The following is a 15,880-nucleotide window of genomic DNA, read 5'->3' as shown; positions in this document are numbered from 1 at the left end:
CAGAAAACTTTGATGATTATTTTCCGTGCAGGTTAAAGAATTGTAAGTTAAAGCATGTACAGAATTGGCTACGGTTATTTGCCGACTATCATAACAAAAAGATAAAACCTGTTAACTGAACAGAGCCGAATAATCTGTCTGACTTATGAGATTATTGTTGATCATCTATAAAATTGGTGGTATTAGTAGAGTTTAAGGTGTCTGGGACTCTTAATCTTCGGAAAGAAAAATAATATTGTAAATGGAAAAAGGTTAAAAAATTTAGATTTCTTGATGAAATGAGGTTTTAGGACCGTATTTTGGCTTGGGGTTGACGGATTTGGTAGAAGAGGAGAATCAACAATTCATTTGTAGGTGTTAATGATAAACAGCTTATGATGATTGAAAAAAAATCTGGGGAAAAAATACGGCCATTGTTATTATCACTAATAGTCAACTTACTGAAATAACCCAATTATGGAGACCGCCGATGCATCGATACAAGGTAGGATCAAGATTCAAAAAATGACATAAAAGAAATTGATCTGAAAATTACAAGGGGAATATCTATGCAAAAACTGGTACTAAAAATATGAAATTGAGTTTAATGAATAAGGATAAAATAAAAAAAAGGTTAGTCGTTAGATTGTGCTAGTGCATTATTTCCAGAATTTGATTGGAATTGTAAGTTGATGTTATTTCCTGAACCAACAGTATTTCCACCAGAAACTACGTGGCTACTTTGACTTGACTTTTGGGATTGAGAAATGATTTGTTGTGCGAAATTGCCTTTTTTATCTTTGTGATGGTGATGATGGTTCCCTCCTGCCAATGCATTCTGTGAGATAGCCAACGGTGCTACAATCAAAGCAAATGCAATCACAATTGCACATGATGCTAGTATCGTTTTACTTGTATTCATACCTGTAAATTATAATGTAAATGTTAACCTTATAATGGGTATATCAGATTTTTATACTAGCATCTTAGAGTAGGATCGGCTAGTATAATTTTCATTTTGTAATATATATAATACAAGTATCTAAAAATAATACAGGGAGAAACCTCGATATCGGAATTGACTTGGAACTACCGGAGCCGAGATTCCTTCCCCCTGTATTTATTGTTCAATATACCTTACGGAATTGTAATTTTATCAAAGTCAATTATGAATTAAAAGTTTTTGATTTAACATGTTCAAAAATAGGTTGATAATTAAAAAATTAGAATAATTCGTAAATTAATTTTAAATATTTGAATTTTTTTAGATACTTTCAACTTCTAAAAATAAATTTACGTGTGGGATGGATTGATCATCTTCGCACATCTAAGTTGGGAAGCAACACTAATGACAACGATGACTCTCCACCCTCACTTGCATGAAAGTTAATACATTTGTTTGCAACCTAAGTTGCAAGAGTTATAATTACTATAGATAATTAAAGTTTTTCCTTAAAAATGGATTATGAATTGAATAGAAGGTCAGTGACAAGACATAACATTTGGGCGTAATCTAATTACACAACCACTTTACTAACCAGACAGGGGTATATCACCTAATATTGAAAACAAGTCGGAGCAATGATTCTGTAATCAAATTCATAAATTTTGTTTGAAATTTCTATTGAAACAGACATATGACTTTACTACTTGCATTAAAAACTGTTTGTGGTGGCTCTTGTTAAATAATTGGAAAAATTACTTAACTGGACAAAACCCTTTGTCTTTATATCATTTCTATGTCTATTCTTAACTATTGGTCATTACAGAATAAAGAAAAAGAATATATTAATTATCTAAAGTATTGCCTGTCTAATTAAAAACCGAATTCAGTACGTTTCCCACCGCACTAGCTACTACTTGAGAGTAACATGACGTATATAATAATACCTGTCTCAAAATTAAGCTTACTGCTTTAATTTGTGTATTAGTTGTCTAATTGACCGGTGGTGGCTATTACTCTAACTACCCCATCATAAAATTCTCAGTATACTAGACTATCTCCTTGGCATTGATTGTTCTTGGTATATTGGGGAATCAGAATTCATATTTCCATACTTGTATTCTAACTTCCCAATGAGGAGAAGATTTTACAGTTAATTTAACAGCACTTTTTAATCTTGTTTCAATAACCTTGAAGAGATTTAACAGATCAATACAAAACACACATATGATTTATTCAATCATAGCGCTCTGTGAATAAAGGGTCAGTTCCAATTAAAGGATTGTTTGAAACTCATATTACAGTCAACGACCTTCAGCGATCAATTAAATTCTATAAAGATGTAATTGGGCTTGATCTTGGACTGGAAAATTCGGAGCGACAATGCGCTTTCTTTTGGATTGGTAGAGCCAAAAACTCAATGCTTGGATTGTGGTCTACTCAATCAATGCCCCTCGGGATGATTTTACACGTGGCGTATGAAGTAACTCTGGAGGATTTGTTGAGTGCATCCAGACTTTTAAGATCCTATGGGATAACTCCTCTTTCCTTCTTTGGACAAGAAACTGACGAACCAAGTGTATTGTGCTGGATGCCAGCCGCATCTATCTACTTTCGTGATCCAGATGGTCACCTCATAGAATATTTGGCTTTGTTAAATGAGTCTCCAAAACCCACTCTTGGAGTAATCCCCTATTCAGAATGGATTAATGATAGAGAAAATAAATGACGGTGTGGTTGAGATACTATTCGATACTAAATATCAGATTTGTATTATTTAATAAAATCTTATGGCATACGGAACTTAATCCCGCTGAATTCGTCCTATTACAATTGTATAAAATATACTTGCTGAAAATATTACTTTATTTTAGAAATAATAAAATTCGCGTGTAAATTACTAAAATCCCAAGAAATTGCATGATGTATCTAAATTCGATAATTTCTATATTATAAATAATGTTTTTGCATTGTAAATATATCAGCAATGGTCGTCCATAAATTCTATAATCTTATCTATCGGGTAACACAATTTCGAGCCTCATCAGTATTTTAATAACACACATCGTATTTAATTGAGATTCTTGTCATACCATAAATTATCCATTTTTCAAACTAAAAACTAGTAGGTTCCAAATGGTCTCAATTTTAACTGATAATAGTTCTAAATATGTTTAGAGAGAATCTTCAAAACAACAGCCAAAGAATTATCTGCCAATATTTCCTCCTGTTCAGAAAAATGTATGTTTGTTATGAAGGGATATGACTTTAATTTATCTATCAGAAAGAATAATTCATCAAAATTCTGGTATATGGCATTTATGCAAATTCCATTCGATATGGTGTTTTGATTTTTAATAATTTGAGCATGTTTTTACTAAAGGAGGACGGGCAAAATGCCTTTGCAAAGTCATTAATCCTATCTTCAGAAATATCTGCAAATACATTTGCAAATCTAAAGGACAATCCAAGTTTTTGAAAGTTAAGCGAGTATATTTTTTTCAAAACTTTGGCCTCAATTAATCTTCTTTTTCTATGGGCTGTTGAAAGGGATATCCCAAATTTAGTAGAAATTTCTAATGTTTGGGTACAATGGTCTTTTAAAATCTTTTTGATAATTTCTATGTCATGTTTGTTAGCTGTTACAAAGCCTAGAGGTCAAACCCGAATATTCATCTTTATCGTCAATTTTTTTCCATGGTTACCTTCTTGCAATGTTACTGGTTTTCCTATTTTTTTGATAGGTATGTCGTCAGATACTTTTCTAGAATTTTTTTTCCTGAATAAACATTTCGAATAAATAATGACTAGAAAAACTTATCTCCATTTTGAATCTACGGGGAAATATTTGGGTAATAATTTCCTTAGACTCGTGGATTCAAATACTATCTGAATATGAAATTATTTTTTGTACATCCTTATTTGATTCACAAGTCATGCTATAGACTGTCTTATGCTAATACTAGGTACGATAATCAGAAGAATTTAAAAAATTTTGATGTATGTATGTGTATATCCATTACCAAACTTGAGTCTATGGTGATTTCGCGCGCTGTTATATTGAAAAACGAAAAAAATAGAATTTCTACGATAGATTATTCAATCAATATAATCATAAGGTGTTAACGATTACAGAATGTACAGATTTTGATTCAATTGAAGACTTGTCTACCGTTAACCTCCGCCCATTTTTCCAAGAATAAAAGCCATTCCAAAACCAATCATCGTTGCTATACCTATTTTCATACCACCCTCTTCATATGCTTCGGGCATCATGGATTCGGCTAACATGACTAAAATGGCTCCAGCGGCAAATGATATTGCTATCGATACGATAGATGGATCTGCTTTGGAAAGTATTTCAAAACCAATTGCTGTAGACACTGTTCCTACTACAACTGCTATTGACCATAATCCGAGTATATGTTTACGATTCTTACCGTTATGTAACATCCCTGAAGAAGAGGCTAAACCTTCCGGAAAGTTAGAAATGAATATGGCAGCAATCAAAACAATATTTACCACTCCTCCTGTAACTAAAGATATCCCTAGAGCCATATTTTCAGGGATGTTATCCATTACTGAACCCACTAATAATGCCAAACCCGTGGCCTCCTTGCCTCCACCTCCTACTTTGCTATGTGACTTTTTTCTTTTCTTTAATTCACCCTTTGACCTTTTATTTAATAGAAAATTAGCCAGAGTATATGAAATTCCTCCAAACAAAAATCCCAATATGACAGCGATTAATGACTGTGACTGTTCAAATGCTTCCTCCATTAAAGAAAAAGACAAAGCCGCGATTAATACTCCACTACCAAATGCCATTATGGAAGCAATAATTTGTCTTGGAAAGTTGACAAACATTGCAACGACGGAACCAATCAGTAATGGAATACTTGCTACAAATCCAAAGTATAGCGAGTCGATTATTGAATAAGAAACCACATCTTAGTTTTATCAACATATGAGAAAAGGATATAATAAGAATTCATACCATCCATATTAAGCTAAAATAACCATTTTAACCAATAAAAGTGTCGTTTATTTCTCTCTTTACTGATCATAAAGTATAGAATTAGTTATCATTTTATTGCCTCAGTTATTTACAATAAATTATTTGATTTGAGATATCATTAGTTGTAATTTTATAATCAAATAATCAATGATTATTGGTTAAATACTTTATTGATTTAAATTAATTATTGTCAAAATTTAGTCCAAATTATGTATTTCGTATAGTATTTGTGTTACTATTAATGTCTACACTGCCCATACTAGCTATAGAAGTTTCTTTAGTTTCACCAGCAATGGCTCAGAATCAGAGTATTACATCCATTAGTCCTAGTAGTCTATTTAATTCCAATGATTCAGAAAACACTACGAGTGACAACACTGCTTTAAAGATACCTTCCCAAAATGGTTTTAACAGTAGTGTTCTTGCAACAAATTTTAGTGAGCCACTTAATATTTTATATGGTCCGGATGGGCTATTGTGGGTAACTGAGAGAGTCGGCAAGACCATCACGATCGTAGACCCAATCAACGGCTCCAAAGTAAACAGCATCCCCATTCCCGAAGTTCATCAATCAGGTGGTCAAGATGGTCTTTTAGGAATGGCCTTTGATCCGAATTTTAACAATAATCATCATATCTATGTAGCCTATACCTATGATAACGATTCAAGTGATCAGTTGGAGAGATTAACAAAAATTACTAGATTCACTTATGATCCTGCTTCAGGGACCATAGATAAGCCGCTAGACCTCATTAAAGGACTGCAGGGCAGTATCGATCACAACTCCGGCCGTATGGTATTTGGTAATGATGGTAAACTTTACTACACAATAGGGGATCAAGGTAAAAACCAACTTAGCTTATATTGTTTAAATATTGAAGCTCAAAGTCTGCCTACAGCTGAAGAAGTAGCTGATCAGAACTGGACTGCATACCAGGGAAAGGTATTAAGAATAAATCCTGATGGTTCTATCCCCGATGATAATCCTGAGATTAACGGAGTTCAAAGTCATATCTTTACTTATGGACATCGTAATCCACAAGGTCTGGTAGTAGGACCAAATGGCGATCTCTTTGTTGCAGAACATGGGCCAAACTCAGATGATGAAGTTAATCATCTTATAGCAGGTGGCAATTATGGTTGGCCCTATGTAGCCGGCTATAAGGACGACCAGGCCTATCAATATATCAATTGGTCTTCAGCAGGCAATGAATGTCCAAAGATAAAATATGAACCTCTGAATCCACCAATTGATAAAGTTACCATTACAAATGAATCGGCCTTTAATGCTGCCAACTTTATATCTCCTGTAGCAACGTTTTACACAGTTCCTGCAGATTATAATTTCAGCGAGCACAACTGTGGCCAACTAGCTTATATATGTAATCCAACCGTGGCTCCATCTAGCTTGGATTTGTATACATCGGACTATATTCCTGGTTGGAATGGAACATTGCTAATGACCACATTAAAAGCAGGTAAGATATTTCAACTTTCACTAGACAAAAATGGTACTTCATTGAGTAAGGAGCCTGTAGAACTATTCCATTCTGAGAATCGTTATAGAGATTTAGCCTTTAGTCCAGACGGTAGTACTTTATATGTCATTACTGACTCTTCAGGCCCTGCTCAAGCTATTGGTGGAGGTGCGACCACCAACCTTTGGAATCCGGGATCAATCCTGGTCTTTAAATATGAAGACAAAACAAAGTAATCCAATTGAAAGCCATAGATCGCCTTATACTGGGTTTAATTACCCTTAAATAGTGAGAATCAAAAAACCTGCTTTGATTCTCCTAAATCGTTTTAATTTCTTCTTTTAACTGAAGGTGATAATAAATTATCTTTCTCTCTCTTGTTTATGATTATCAGGTCGTGTGACAATCACATTCATATTAATTATTGTCACATGCTCAAACCTTTTAGAGTGGATGGGATGATTTCTATGAGACGTGCCTTTCAGTTATATGCAAGTCGTTAAATAAAACTCACAAATACTCAATTGTAGAGAGTATTTGTAACTATCTTTATTATAAATAATCGGAATAACTTTCATAAATTTTGATAAATTTTGATAAATTTTGATAAAGGTTATCAAATTAGCAATATTATAATAAATCAGAAAATGTTCAATGAAGAATTATTTTAGATACTCAATCGTTTCAATAACTGTTGTTATAGTCATTTTAACTTACGTTTTCGTTAACTACTTATTTACAAACAATAATTTCTTCAATGGATTTATCAACGTAAATAAGTCATTTGACAATATTTTTCCAGTAACAGAAGAGAACGATGCTTTATCAAATCCATTAGATAAAAAAGCGGCTATAAAGCCAGTGGCAGAAAAGGACAAAAAATATGTCTGTGGGGATGGCAGGGCAAATTCCAATGATTTTATAACAGAGTTTGTCCTCCCATTTCCATGCAGCCAACCGGTTGGGTTAACAGTAGATAATAGCAACAACATTTGGATTGCCGCAAACTGGATAGGACGTTTTTTGGTGTTTGATCCGTCGACAAAGACATTCATAAAGAATATATCAATCCCAAACTGGAACCCTAAAACTATGTTTGGATCAATGATATGGGATCTCAAGTTTGACAAAAACGGCGATCTTTGGTTTACCGATGAACAAAGCAGTTCTGTATGGAAATATCTTGTGAAACAAGATAAGTTTGAAAAATACATCTCACCTACAGATTCATCATATCCTTTGTCTCTAACATTTGATCCGGATGGTAATGTATGGTTTACCAATGTTTTTGGAAAGAAACTTGCATTTTTAGACCCTGATGAGGTTAAAAACAATACAACAAAGGAATTAGAGAAATTGATTTGGGCAAAAGTATCAATTTTGAAACAATGGGACCATCTTCAATGGGTTTAAGTCATAACAGAGGGAATGAATCTAATGGAAGTATTTTAGGGGATACACCTGGGAATCTTGGTGTTCGAGTCGCATCAGACGATACTGGAAAAAAGTACGATATTGATACTATGTGGCTATCCACAGTAGAATTCCCTTATGGTGGACAGATAGTCAGATTTAATATGAAAACTCAAACCTTTACCGTCTTGATCTAAATAAGACAAAAAGCCTTCGAATTAGCATTGCTCAAGATGATGAAGGTAGAGTCTGGACAAACGATCATACATCCAATCTTTTTATGGTACTAGATCCTCAGACAAATCAAACAAAGCAATACGCAACCTCACCCGCATCAACTAGGAATACCGCGACTCTACCTTATTACAATCAATATTATGATGGTAAAATATGGTTCAATGAACATGATGGAAGTGCAATAGCTCAATTCGACATCAAGAAAAAGACATTGATTGAATATCATATACCCACAAGAAATATGGATTGGGGTAACACATCTAATCCACTTAAATTCGCAATTGATCAGAGTGGTTCTGTATGGTTTACAGAATGGACTGAAAATAAAATTGGACTTGTTTCAAGGGAAAAAATGGCCAAAATACCCATTTTACTTTCTACCTCAAAAGAAGAGGTAATTGTTGATACAAAGACAAACGTTGGTGATTCTGTAGATGTGTTTGTATACAAAAGCAATTTAAACAGTTCAAACAGTTTCTCCACTTTCGGGGGCACAGATAAATTATTCAATACTACTATGTTTGCAACATCTTCAATAGCCAAAAATGGTCAGTTATGGAATATTACCAACAAATTTGACAAATCTGTATTTTCAGCATCCAATGCCTTTGTGTCATCATTAGAGCCGCTCAAAACTACTTTGTACTTGAGTCCCACTGAAACTGTAGTTCCTGGAAACTACACCCTAACAGTTAGTGCAAGATATAATGATGAAATAACCTACTCGAAAGTAATTGATTTGTATGTAATTTAGTATATTACAGACATCTATTACTTTTTCTATTTTCATCACTCCTGTCAGTAGAGAATGAGTTATGAACGTGATGCTGACATGGGCACTACTAAATCTAAAAAACATTTACAATTCATACCTCTACTTACTGCATCTAAAAGATTCGACCTATTCTATTATTGCACCAGAAATATTTTAATCACTTGATGGCAGACTAAATAATAATGATATTCCTTTTTTATCTTTGTTACTTTCAATCCATATATTACCTTCATGTGCTTCAATAATGGCTTTGCAAATATAGAGGCCCAATCCTGTGCCACTGCCCTCTGATGTGGTAAAGAATTTTGAGAAAACTCTGGCATATAAGTTTGCATCTAAACCCTTACCCGAATCTTTTATTTTAACAATTATCTCTTTTCTATGATTGGGATTTTCTGAGTCTGTGTTTTTTTGGTTTAAAGCAATAGTGATGACTATCTTACCATTGTCGGTAGAATTAACTGCATTTTCTACAAGGTTGTTTAATACTTGAGCAATCCTATCTTTATCTGCTTTTATAAGAATGTCTTTGTTTTTTTCTTCAAAAGAACTAGATACAGTATCAAATATTATGTCTAAATTTTTTTTGTTGATTTTAATCTGATTTCTAAAATCATACACAACTGTAGATATCAAGTCGGGTAAACTAAATAGCTCTTTATGTAATTTGAGGGCAAGATTATCTATTCTTGCCATGTCTAATATATTGGATATTAATCTTTTAATTCGATTTGCATTTTTCATTATAAGTTTAATATATCCGACATTAGTTTGCTGTGCAGACAATAACAACAAATCACTGTATCCTAATATTGCTTGAGTTGGAGTCCTAAGTTCGTGAGCTGCAACATCGATAAACTCTTTTTGGTTCATTGTTAAATCCTTAATCTGTTCGTTAGCCATGATGAGATTTTTATTGGTCTCGATCAATTCATCATTCATTTCTATTAGTTTTTGATTAGATTCGGCTAGTTTATCAGTGGTTACAACAAGATTATGTTCGACGTCTGACAAGTCTTTTTTTGTTTTTCTTAATTCCGTTATTCTTTTTGTGGCATCAAGATGTGAAAGACGAAGAGCATCAGCTGCTTCTTACAACTCTTCAGTTTTGGCAAGTAACTCTCCAGTCTTTATTTCAAGCAGATCTTTTATAGCTAGACCTTTTTTTCCCTTCATTTCAGACGCCGTTATGGTTAATCAACATACATTTGTATGAAAACTTTAAATAAATAATAAATTAGCTATTAAAGCACTTAAAATCATAACATAACGACATAATTTAGTATTCCTAAAAATAGCAGATTTTACTTGGGAGGCATTGGTAGATAAAATATCGTGTTAAATTATTGGATGAACCTGTGAGTAGGAGGAACGGATTTGACTCTCCATGCTCGACAGAATATTGATAAAATTTTCAAATAATACAACCCAAGAAACCTAATCGATACAGAATCACTCTTTAAACATAATCGTTGATTGTTGGTGGAAAAGGTATAAAACTGAAAATGAAAATGATATGAAAACAAGACCTTCGAGGCTAATAAACTGGACAAAACGTCGTTTTCTAATTGAAGATATTCCGTTCAAATGGTCTGGTCAAGTAATGGAGCCTGTGGACTCACCAGCTTTTATCGGATTTAATCCAATATGCAATAAAAATAAAGGAAACGAAAATAGCAATAACGTCTTTATTTGTACCGAGGATTTAGGTAACGGATAACTCCTGGTTCTATAGCTGGCATATTAATTTCAGGTTTAATGTGTGGTAAACAAAACAAATGGAGTAATTTGTATGACTCTTCTAGGGATGCTAATGCTAATCTAAAGAAAATGAAAACTAATGTAATAATAATAATAATAATTAATAATAATTAATAATAAAACAAACTTATTCATAAATTTGAGGATCTTCTTTAACTGGATTGCTATTTTCTTCTTCTTCTACTTCATAAATAATTAAAGCAGCATATTTGTCAACGTCATTTTTACTAATGGCAGTAAACTTGATATCAATTAACCGTTTTACATCTTCCTTTTTAAGAAATTCATTAATATTTTTTTCAAGGTCGGACAAATGTTGATTATCATAACTCTTGACTCTTGTCATACTGTTGATTTTATATGATTTATTATAACCTATATATGTACACCTGAATTCTAAAAATTAAAGCGTCCTTTTACAAGGAATAGTTGTTAGTGACCACCAGAAGGTTAGTATTTCAAACCTAGCTTATACAGCAATATGGCAAAAGCTTTTTTGAAGAGTTATTATCTAAACTAGAATTTATGAACCTTTAGCCTAATTAGTCTCACTCATTACATTAATTCGTTTTTATTGATGCTGTTTCATTTTATTAACACAAAATAAATGCATTGAATATTGAAATCTTTTTTAAGAGTAATTCTGAACTCGTGTAAAATTTACTACTCAATCCACCAAAACCGCAATGATATTAGTTCTCCTACTGGTCCTGAAATAAAAAGGATTTAGATGCAACAATACAGGACCACGTTGACAATATGGACAGGAAAGAAGAGAATATAAATCCAGAGCAAAACCAACATCAATTGCCTAGTGGCTGTGGTAGTTATAACATATTATTCCTATTTGAATTAATAATGTGTTCAAAAGTCTTATTTATTCAGACGACTGATTTCTTGTCGTCAGGCCTCTAATCCTTGATTTGATACTATTGTATAGAACATAGATGATCTGGCAGGCTGATTCCTTATCATGGTGAAGAATATTGACACTGGGGATAAGGTTAGTAAGATAGTTGAAAATCTATTGGTATCTGATTAGGTAATTGTAGTCTCTGCTAATTTGAAAATAGGGAGTAAAAGAGGCATATTCTCAGTACAAAAAAATTCCAGCAGTCAGATAAGACAAGAGATTGCTCTAACCACAATCTAGTAATTTTTGGGAGAATTTATATAATACATTCTGATTAGTATGGCAACCCCTAGTACCATATACGCCATATTAAAACAGAAATCAGAAAATATATCATTGCTTTCATTATTGAGAAGATTGTTATATCCAAAAGTTATATCTGCAACTAGAGAAAAAAGTGCAAACAAAGATATGAAAATCCAATGAATGTGCTCCTTGTTTAGAGAAATTGATCTTCCTCTAAAATAATACGCAATTGCACCGGTCATTAATAACAAATCAACTATTGGATATACAAATAGTAGTATTAAATCAAATAGACTACCACTATAATTATAGATCTCAAAAATGAAAACTGCAAGATATACTACATAGAATACTATTAAAGAGAATGTAACTATAAAACTGGTAATAATTGCCAGTTCTATTTTGTATGATATATTCATGGAGACGACAAACAATACAAAAAAAATAGATCCTACAATATAAAACAAATCAGCAATGGAGGGATAGGGATCTATTTTAAGAATACCTTCATAATATCCAAAAAATGTCTCCGCAATACACCATGAAACTAATGATATCAAAAGAAGGATTTGTGGATTATAAGTAATTCTTGATGATACTGTAGTCTTTAACAAAAAGATTAGCAATAAGAATACCACAATTCCGGCTGATATAATATTTGAAACATTGTATGCGTATAGGAAACCAGTAAACAAAAATGAGAAAGAAAGGATTTGTGTTAGGATAAATGAGGCTAATATGAACTTCATGGAAAATTTGTAATTCATATTATGCCAAGACAATTTGTCTTTGTATCCTACATATATTACTTACATTTATGGGGCCCATGAACAACTAGACCTATTACAAGATTTTTCTCAAAGGTCAAGAAATTACTTGGTGTTTGAATTACGTCCAATATTATAACAAATAATTGCTCTATCTGATTGTTATATCTTTATTTTCATTTAATAATTGACTGGACCAATACCTGATAATTATTACAAGAGTGTTAAAAAAACCATGATCTTAAAATTTAAAAATATTATCTTAACCCTAATCCCATCATTCCTATAAATAACCCTGTCAACCAAAAATCTATTTTTTTTCAGCATTTGTATATAGAAAATAAATTCTACAATCTCTTTTCTGTGGTAATGAGCACAAGTAATTATGATTTGCGATGGTCGTCTATATCCTTGGATTATCTTTATTATTACAGAAATGTCGTAAATTCCGGCGCAACTCTGCTGTAAATATTTTGGGCTATTGATTACAAATGTTTTCCTCAATTGTATGGGTTCAAAAAGATCGGCTTTATGGATAAATACTGTTTCTAATTGCATTTTTTTTGGGTGGCCCTGAATTCAAACCATAACTGATAAAAGGACTGGGTTAATCTCCTTCTCTGTCCTTGGATTTTTGGTGTTTCTTTATTATAGGGATTTCGTTAATAATTTTTTTCTTATTTTCTCTTGAGATTAGAATCGTCATAACGAGAGAGATAGATGATAATACAAGTGCAGTCAAGAATATCATATAGTATGCATTTGTGGTTGGATAAAGTCCGTTAATTCCGTGAATTGCTGCCTGATTCATTTGTTGATATACGCCTGCTAAAGCTGGACCAACAGACATTCCTATCAAATTTAAAAGCATCGTCATTCCTAAGGCAATCCCTGTTACTTGTATGGGAACTGAAAGTAGAATTACGTTAAAAACACCTGCCATTGACAAAGCAATACCACATGCTATGATGGTGAGTCCGATTGAAACTGATAATTCTGTGGAATGTAACATCAATAGGAATAGGAATCCAAAGGTGCTTATTGCAGTACCAAATCCAAGTAGTCGAATATTTCCTATTTTGTTAAGCAAAAATCCTGAAAGAATGGTTCCTATAAACAAAACGATCATAAAGGGAAGTTGAATGTTTGCAGAATCAATTGCATCTCCACCAAATCCAAGTGGAGGAGGAGTTCTTACCATTAAAGGGATTGTTTGATAAACCATAAAGATCGACATTGAAACAAACATTAGTATGATAATAGGCGTTATGAACAAGCGGTTTTTCATCAATTTGAGGTCAAGTAATGGCAAACTAGCTTTCCTTTCAATTGATATAAATCCGACTATTGAAATTGCAGAAACCAAGAAGAGGCATCCAATAACCAAATCTGAATCCGCATCTTTGTTTTCTAACATGGTAATTCCCGCAAGGAATGAAACCACGGTCAATGCCAAAACAATGGTTCCTTTCAAATCCATTTTTTGAATATTAGATAGATTGATTGAACTAGTGGTTGAAGAGTCCATTTCAATGTCCTTAGTTTCGTTTTCTATTTTGTTTTTGCTATCCTTTGACCTAAAACTGTCATTATTAGTATCTTTGGTTGTAATTTTTATCTGTACATTATTTTCATCAAGCTTAATGAATCTCCATATTATGAACCACAAAGAAATGGCGAATGGAAATATGGAAAAAAAAGTAGCTTGCCAACCATAGTTTTGGATTATGATTGCCCCAACTATTACACCGACGATGGCACCTCCAGAGAATGTCGAACCAAAAATAGTCTGACCTATAGCTAGTTTTTTCTCTGGCAGCAAATCTCTTATAATGGCAAATGCGATTGGAAACATGGCCAAACCGATTCCCTGAGCTAATCTAGAAATAATCATAAGCTCTATACCTGTAGCAAATCTTCCTGATATTATACCAACTGCATAGACTGCCATTATGATTAGCAAAATCCTTTTCTTCCCATAGATGTCAGATAACTTGCCGGCAATAGGAGTCATAACTGCCCCAGAAATTATATAAGCAGATAAAATCCAGGTAGCTGTGCTATAAGAAATATTAAATTCACGGATAAAGTCTGGAATTGCAGGTAATATCATAGTCTCATCAAACATCACAACAAGACCTAGGCAACTAAGAATCCCAAGTATAATCTTCCAATCAGTACGCTTTCTATCAATCCCATGATTGTAGTTGGTTTTATTGACTTCATTCATATTTGACAAATCTCAAAATTGATGGCGTCAATTAGGTTCTCTATCGATGAGTCCATGTTTTTACAACATAAAAGGTTTGTTTCAATCATATTAAAGGTAACTAACGCTGTAACCATGGGTTCAAATCTCAAAGTATGGTGTTGTGGATACAGTTTCAAAAAAACAAAATAAATGGATTTATAATTTACAAACAAGATGATAAATAAGCTCAATCACTTGATTTTTGAAAATGCTTCTTCAGCTGCCTTTTTCATTTCCTCTCTAGTGAGATCCTTAACATGGGTCGCTATTGACCAGATATGTCCGAATGGATCTTTTATAGCTCCATGTCTATCTCCCCAAAATTGATCTACAACTGGGTCCAAAGATGTTGCCCCTTCAGAAATTGCAAGATTAAATGTTTTATCTACATTTTCTACATATAAATACAATGAAACTGGGGTTCCACCAACACTTTCAGGTGACAAAGATTTCATTTCTGGAAATTCATCTGAGAGCATAATCTTAGAATTGCCAATCTCTAAAGTAGCATGGGCTACCGATTTGTTATCAGGCATCATCATCGTTCCCTTGTCAATTGCACCAAATACTTTTTTATAATATTCAATTGCCTTCAGCCCATCCTTTACAACTAACATTGGTGTAATATTCTGAAATCCTTCTGGAATCTTTTTTACTTCTGTCATAACATGACTTTATATATAGTAGAATTTATTGTAGCTTGTCAATTTGTTTTAACTCATTATGCATATAAAAATTGATTATTAGGATGTATATCTATGTAAGACTAGTTTACACTGCATATTACATATCATGTGTACTTGGATATGGCCAAAGCTAATGTGATTTATTGTATGTGGGCATATCAGTTGGATTTTGAACAGTGTCTCTCAATCTTGCTATATGTATATACATATTAGTAACTGCAGGAACTATTATCATTATACTCAAAATACTAAATAAATCTTTATAATTAAAATTCTGTTGTGATAGTAAAATACAATGTGGTATTATATTTAGTACTCACTCAAAAATCTGATAATTATTTATTCTAATATCTTTTAAATTGTTTGCTTTTCAATCTAGCTGGGTTGGACCTATTGGCTCTTGCACTTCTTTT

14 protein-coding genes are annotated in these 15,880 nt (G+C 32.8%); 6 read left to right on the top strand and 8 right to left on the bottom strand.

All coding sequences use genetic code 11. From position 1 onward, the window contains the following. Positions 1–613: 613 nt before the first annotated feature. Positions 614–901: a hypothetical protein gene (locus F1Z66_RS14890; RefSeq protein WP_149864420.1), complete on the bottom strand. Its 288-nt coding sequence runs from the start codon at positions 899–901 to the stop codon at positions 614–616. 1,273 nt (positions 902–2,174) lie between these two features. Between F1Z66_RS14890 and F1Z66_RS14885 the strand changes: the two genes are divergently transcribed. After that, positions 2,175–2,651, top strand: a complete 477-nt coding sequence (locus tag F1Z66_RS14885) for a VOC family protein (RefSeq protein WP_149864419.1) — start codon at positions 2,175–2,177, stop codon at positions 2,649–2,651. Positions 2,652–3,241: 590 nt separating this feature from the next. On the opposite strand, the gene F1Z66_RS14880 is transcribed toward F1Z66_RS14885, so the two are convergent. Together F1Z66_RS14880 and F1Z66_RS14875 are read right to left on the bottom strand one after the other, a co-directional pair. Beyond that, positions 3,242–3,427 carry a hypothetical protein gene (locus F1Z66_RS14880; protein WP_149864418.1) on the bottom strand — a complete coding sequence of 62 codons (186 nt, stop codon included), beginning with the start codon at positions 3,425–3,427 and terminating at the stop codon, positions 3,242–3,244. A gap of 669 nt (positions 3,428–4,096) precedes the next feature. After that, positions 4,097–4,870 (bottom strand): ZIP family metal transporter, encoded by a 774-nt coding sequence (locus F1Z66_RS14875; RefSeq protein ID WP_149864417.1) that lies wholly within the window; start codon positions 4,868–4,870, stop codon positions 4,097–4,099. Positions 4,871–5,181: 311 nt separating this feature from the next. Here F1Z66_RS14875 and F1Z66_RS14870 point away from each other — a divergent pair, with 311 nt between their 5' ends. From F1Z66_RS14870 to F1Z66_RS14855, 4 genes are all read left to right on the top strand, one after another. Beyond that, entirely contained in the window at positions 5,182–6,654 is a 1,473-nt protein-coding gene (locus tag F1Z66_RS14870; RefSeq protein WP_149864416.1) for a glucose/sorbosone family PQQ-dependent dehydrogenase, read from the top strand. Positions 6,655–7,072: 418 nt separating this feature from the next. Continuing rightward, positions 7,073–7,831, top strand: coding sequence for a Vgb family protein (locus F1Z66_RS14865; protein ID WP_149864415.1), 759 nt, complete (start codon positions 7,073–7,075; stop codon positions 7,829–7,831). Then, positions 7,822–8,028, top strand: a complete 207-nt coding sequence (locus F1Z66_RS14860) for a hypothetical protein (RefSeq protein WP_159357687.1) — start codon at positions 7,822–7,824, stop codon at positions 8,026–8,028. The genes F1Z66_RS14865 and F1Z66_RS14860 overlap by 10 nt, the downstream gene beginning before the upstream one ends. Positions 8,029–8,111: 83 nt before the next feature. Next, complete coding sequence (locus F1Z66_RS14855; RefSeq protein ID WP_149864413.1) at positions 8,112–8,822, top strand: hypothetical protein; 711 nt, start codon at positions 8,112–8,114, stop codon at positions 8,820–8,822. 174 nt (positions 8,823–8,996) lie between these two features. Here the strand turns inward: F1Z66_RS14855 and F1Z66_RS14850 are convergent, their stop codons facing one another. Continuing rightward, on the bottom strand, positions 8,997–9,857 hold the full coding sequence (locus tag F1Z66_RS14850; RefSeq protein WP_149864412.1) for a sensor histidine kinase: 861 nt from the start codon (positions 9,855–9,857) through the stop codon (positions 8,997–8,999). Positions 9,858–10,359: 502 nt separating this feature from the next. Here F1Z66_RS14850 and F1Z66_RS14845 point away from each other — a divergent pair. After that, a complete protein-coding gene (locus F1Z66_RS14845) occupies positions 10,360–10,563 on the top strand; it encodes a hypothetical protein (RefSeq protein ID WP_149864411.1) in 204 nt (67 codons plus the stop codon). Between the two features lie 168 nt (positions 10,564–10,731). On the opposite strand, the gene F1Z66_RS14840 is transcribed toward F1Z66_RS14845, so the two are convergent. The 4 genes from F1Z66_RS14840 to F1Z66_RS14825 form a co-directional block, all read right to left on the bottom strand. Continuing rightward, on the bottom strand, positions 10,732–10,950 hold the full coding sequence (locus F1Z66_RS14840) for a sporulation protein Cse60 (RefSeq protein WP_149864410.1): 219 nt from the start codon (positions 10,948–10,950) through the stop codon (positions 10,732–10,734). An 803-nt stretch (positions 10,951–11,753) separates the two neighbouring features. Further along, positions 11,754–12,530 carry a hypothetical protein gene (locus tag F1Z66_RS14835; RefSeq protein WP_159357686.1) on the bottom strand — a complete coding sequence of 259 codons (777 nt, stop codon included), beginning with the start codon at positions 12,528–12,530 and terminating at the stop codon, positions 11,754–11,756. Between the two features lie 607 nt (positions 12,531–13,137). Then, a complete protein-coding gene (locus tag F1Z66_RS14830; protein WP_149864408.1) occupies positions 13,138–14,760 on the bottom strand; it encodes an MFS transporter in 1,623 nt (540 codons plus the stop codon). A 212-nt stretch (positions 14,761–14,972) separates the two neighbouring features. Next, positions 14,973–15,446 carry a VOC family protein gene (locus F1Z66_RS14825; RefSeq protein WP_149864407.1) on the bottom strand — a complete coding sequence of 158 codons (474 nt, stop codon included), beginning with the start codon at positions 15,444–15,446 and terminating at the stop codon, positions 14,973–14,975. Positions 15,447–15,880: the final 434 nt, after the last annotated feature.

This window comes from Candidatus Nitrosocosmicus agrestis, assembly GCF_008389435.1.
In the GTDB taxonomy this organism is placed as follows: Archaea; Thermoproteota; Nitrososphaeria; order Nitrososphaerales; family Nitrososphaeraceae; genus Nitrosocosmicus; species Nitrosocosmicus agrestis.
This window is presented reverse-complemented; position numbering and strand designations above follow the sequence as displayed.

What these genes read in the sequence shown, in the direction of transcription:
- F1Z66_RS14870 (WP_149864416.1), top strand. Translation starts at nt 5,182, where the DNA reads ATGTCTACACTGCCCATACTAGCTATAGAAGTTTCTTTAGTTTCACCA.
- F1Z66_RS14825 (WP_149864407.1), bottom strand. Translation starts at nt 15,446, where the DNA reads ATGACAGAAGTAAAAAAGATTCCAGAAGGATTTCAGAATATTACACCA.
- F1Z66_RS14845 (WP_149864411.1), top strand. Translation starts at nt 10,360, where the DNA reads ATGAAAACAAGACCTTCGAGGCTAATAAACTGGACAAAACGTCGTTTT.
- F1Z66_RS14865 (WP_149864415.1), top strand. Translation starts at nt 7,073, where the DNA reads ATGAAGAATTATTTTAGATACTCAATCGTTTCAATAACTGTTGTTATA.
- F1Z66_RS14855 (WP_149864413.1), top strand. Translation starts at nt 8,112, where the DNA reads ATGGTACTAGATCCTCAGACAAATCAAACAAAGCAATACGCAACCTCA.
- F1Z66_RS14835 (WP_159357686.1), bottom strand. Translation starts at nt 12,530, where the DNA reads ATGAATTACAAATTTTCCATGAAGTTCATATTAGCCTCATTTATCCTA.
- F1Z66_RS14890 (WP_149864420.1), bottom strand. Translation starts at nt 901, where the DNA reads ATGAATACAAGTAAAACGATACTAGCATCATGTGCAATTGTGATTGCA.
- F1Z66_RS14830 (WP_149864408.1), bottom strand. Translation starts at nt 14,760, where the DNA reads ATGAATGAAGTCAATAAAACCAACTACAATCATGGGATTGATAGAAAG.
- F1Z66_RS14860 (WP_159357687.1), top strand. Translation starts at nt 7,822, where the DNA reads ATGGGTTTAAGTCATAACAGAGGGAATGAATCTAATGGAAGTATTTTA.
- F1Z66_RS14840 (WP_149864410.1), bottom strand. Translation starts at nt 10,950, where the DNA reads ATGACAAGAGTCAAGAGTTATGATAATCAACATTTGTCCGACCTTGAA.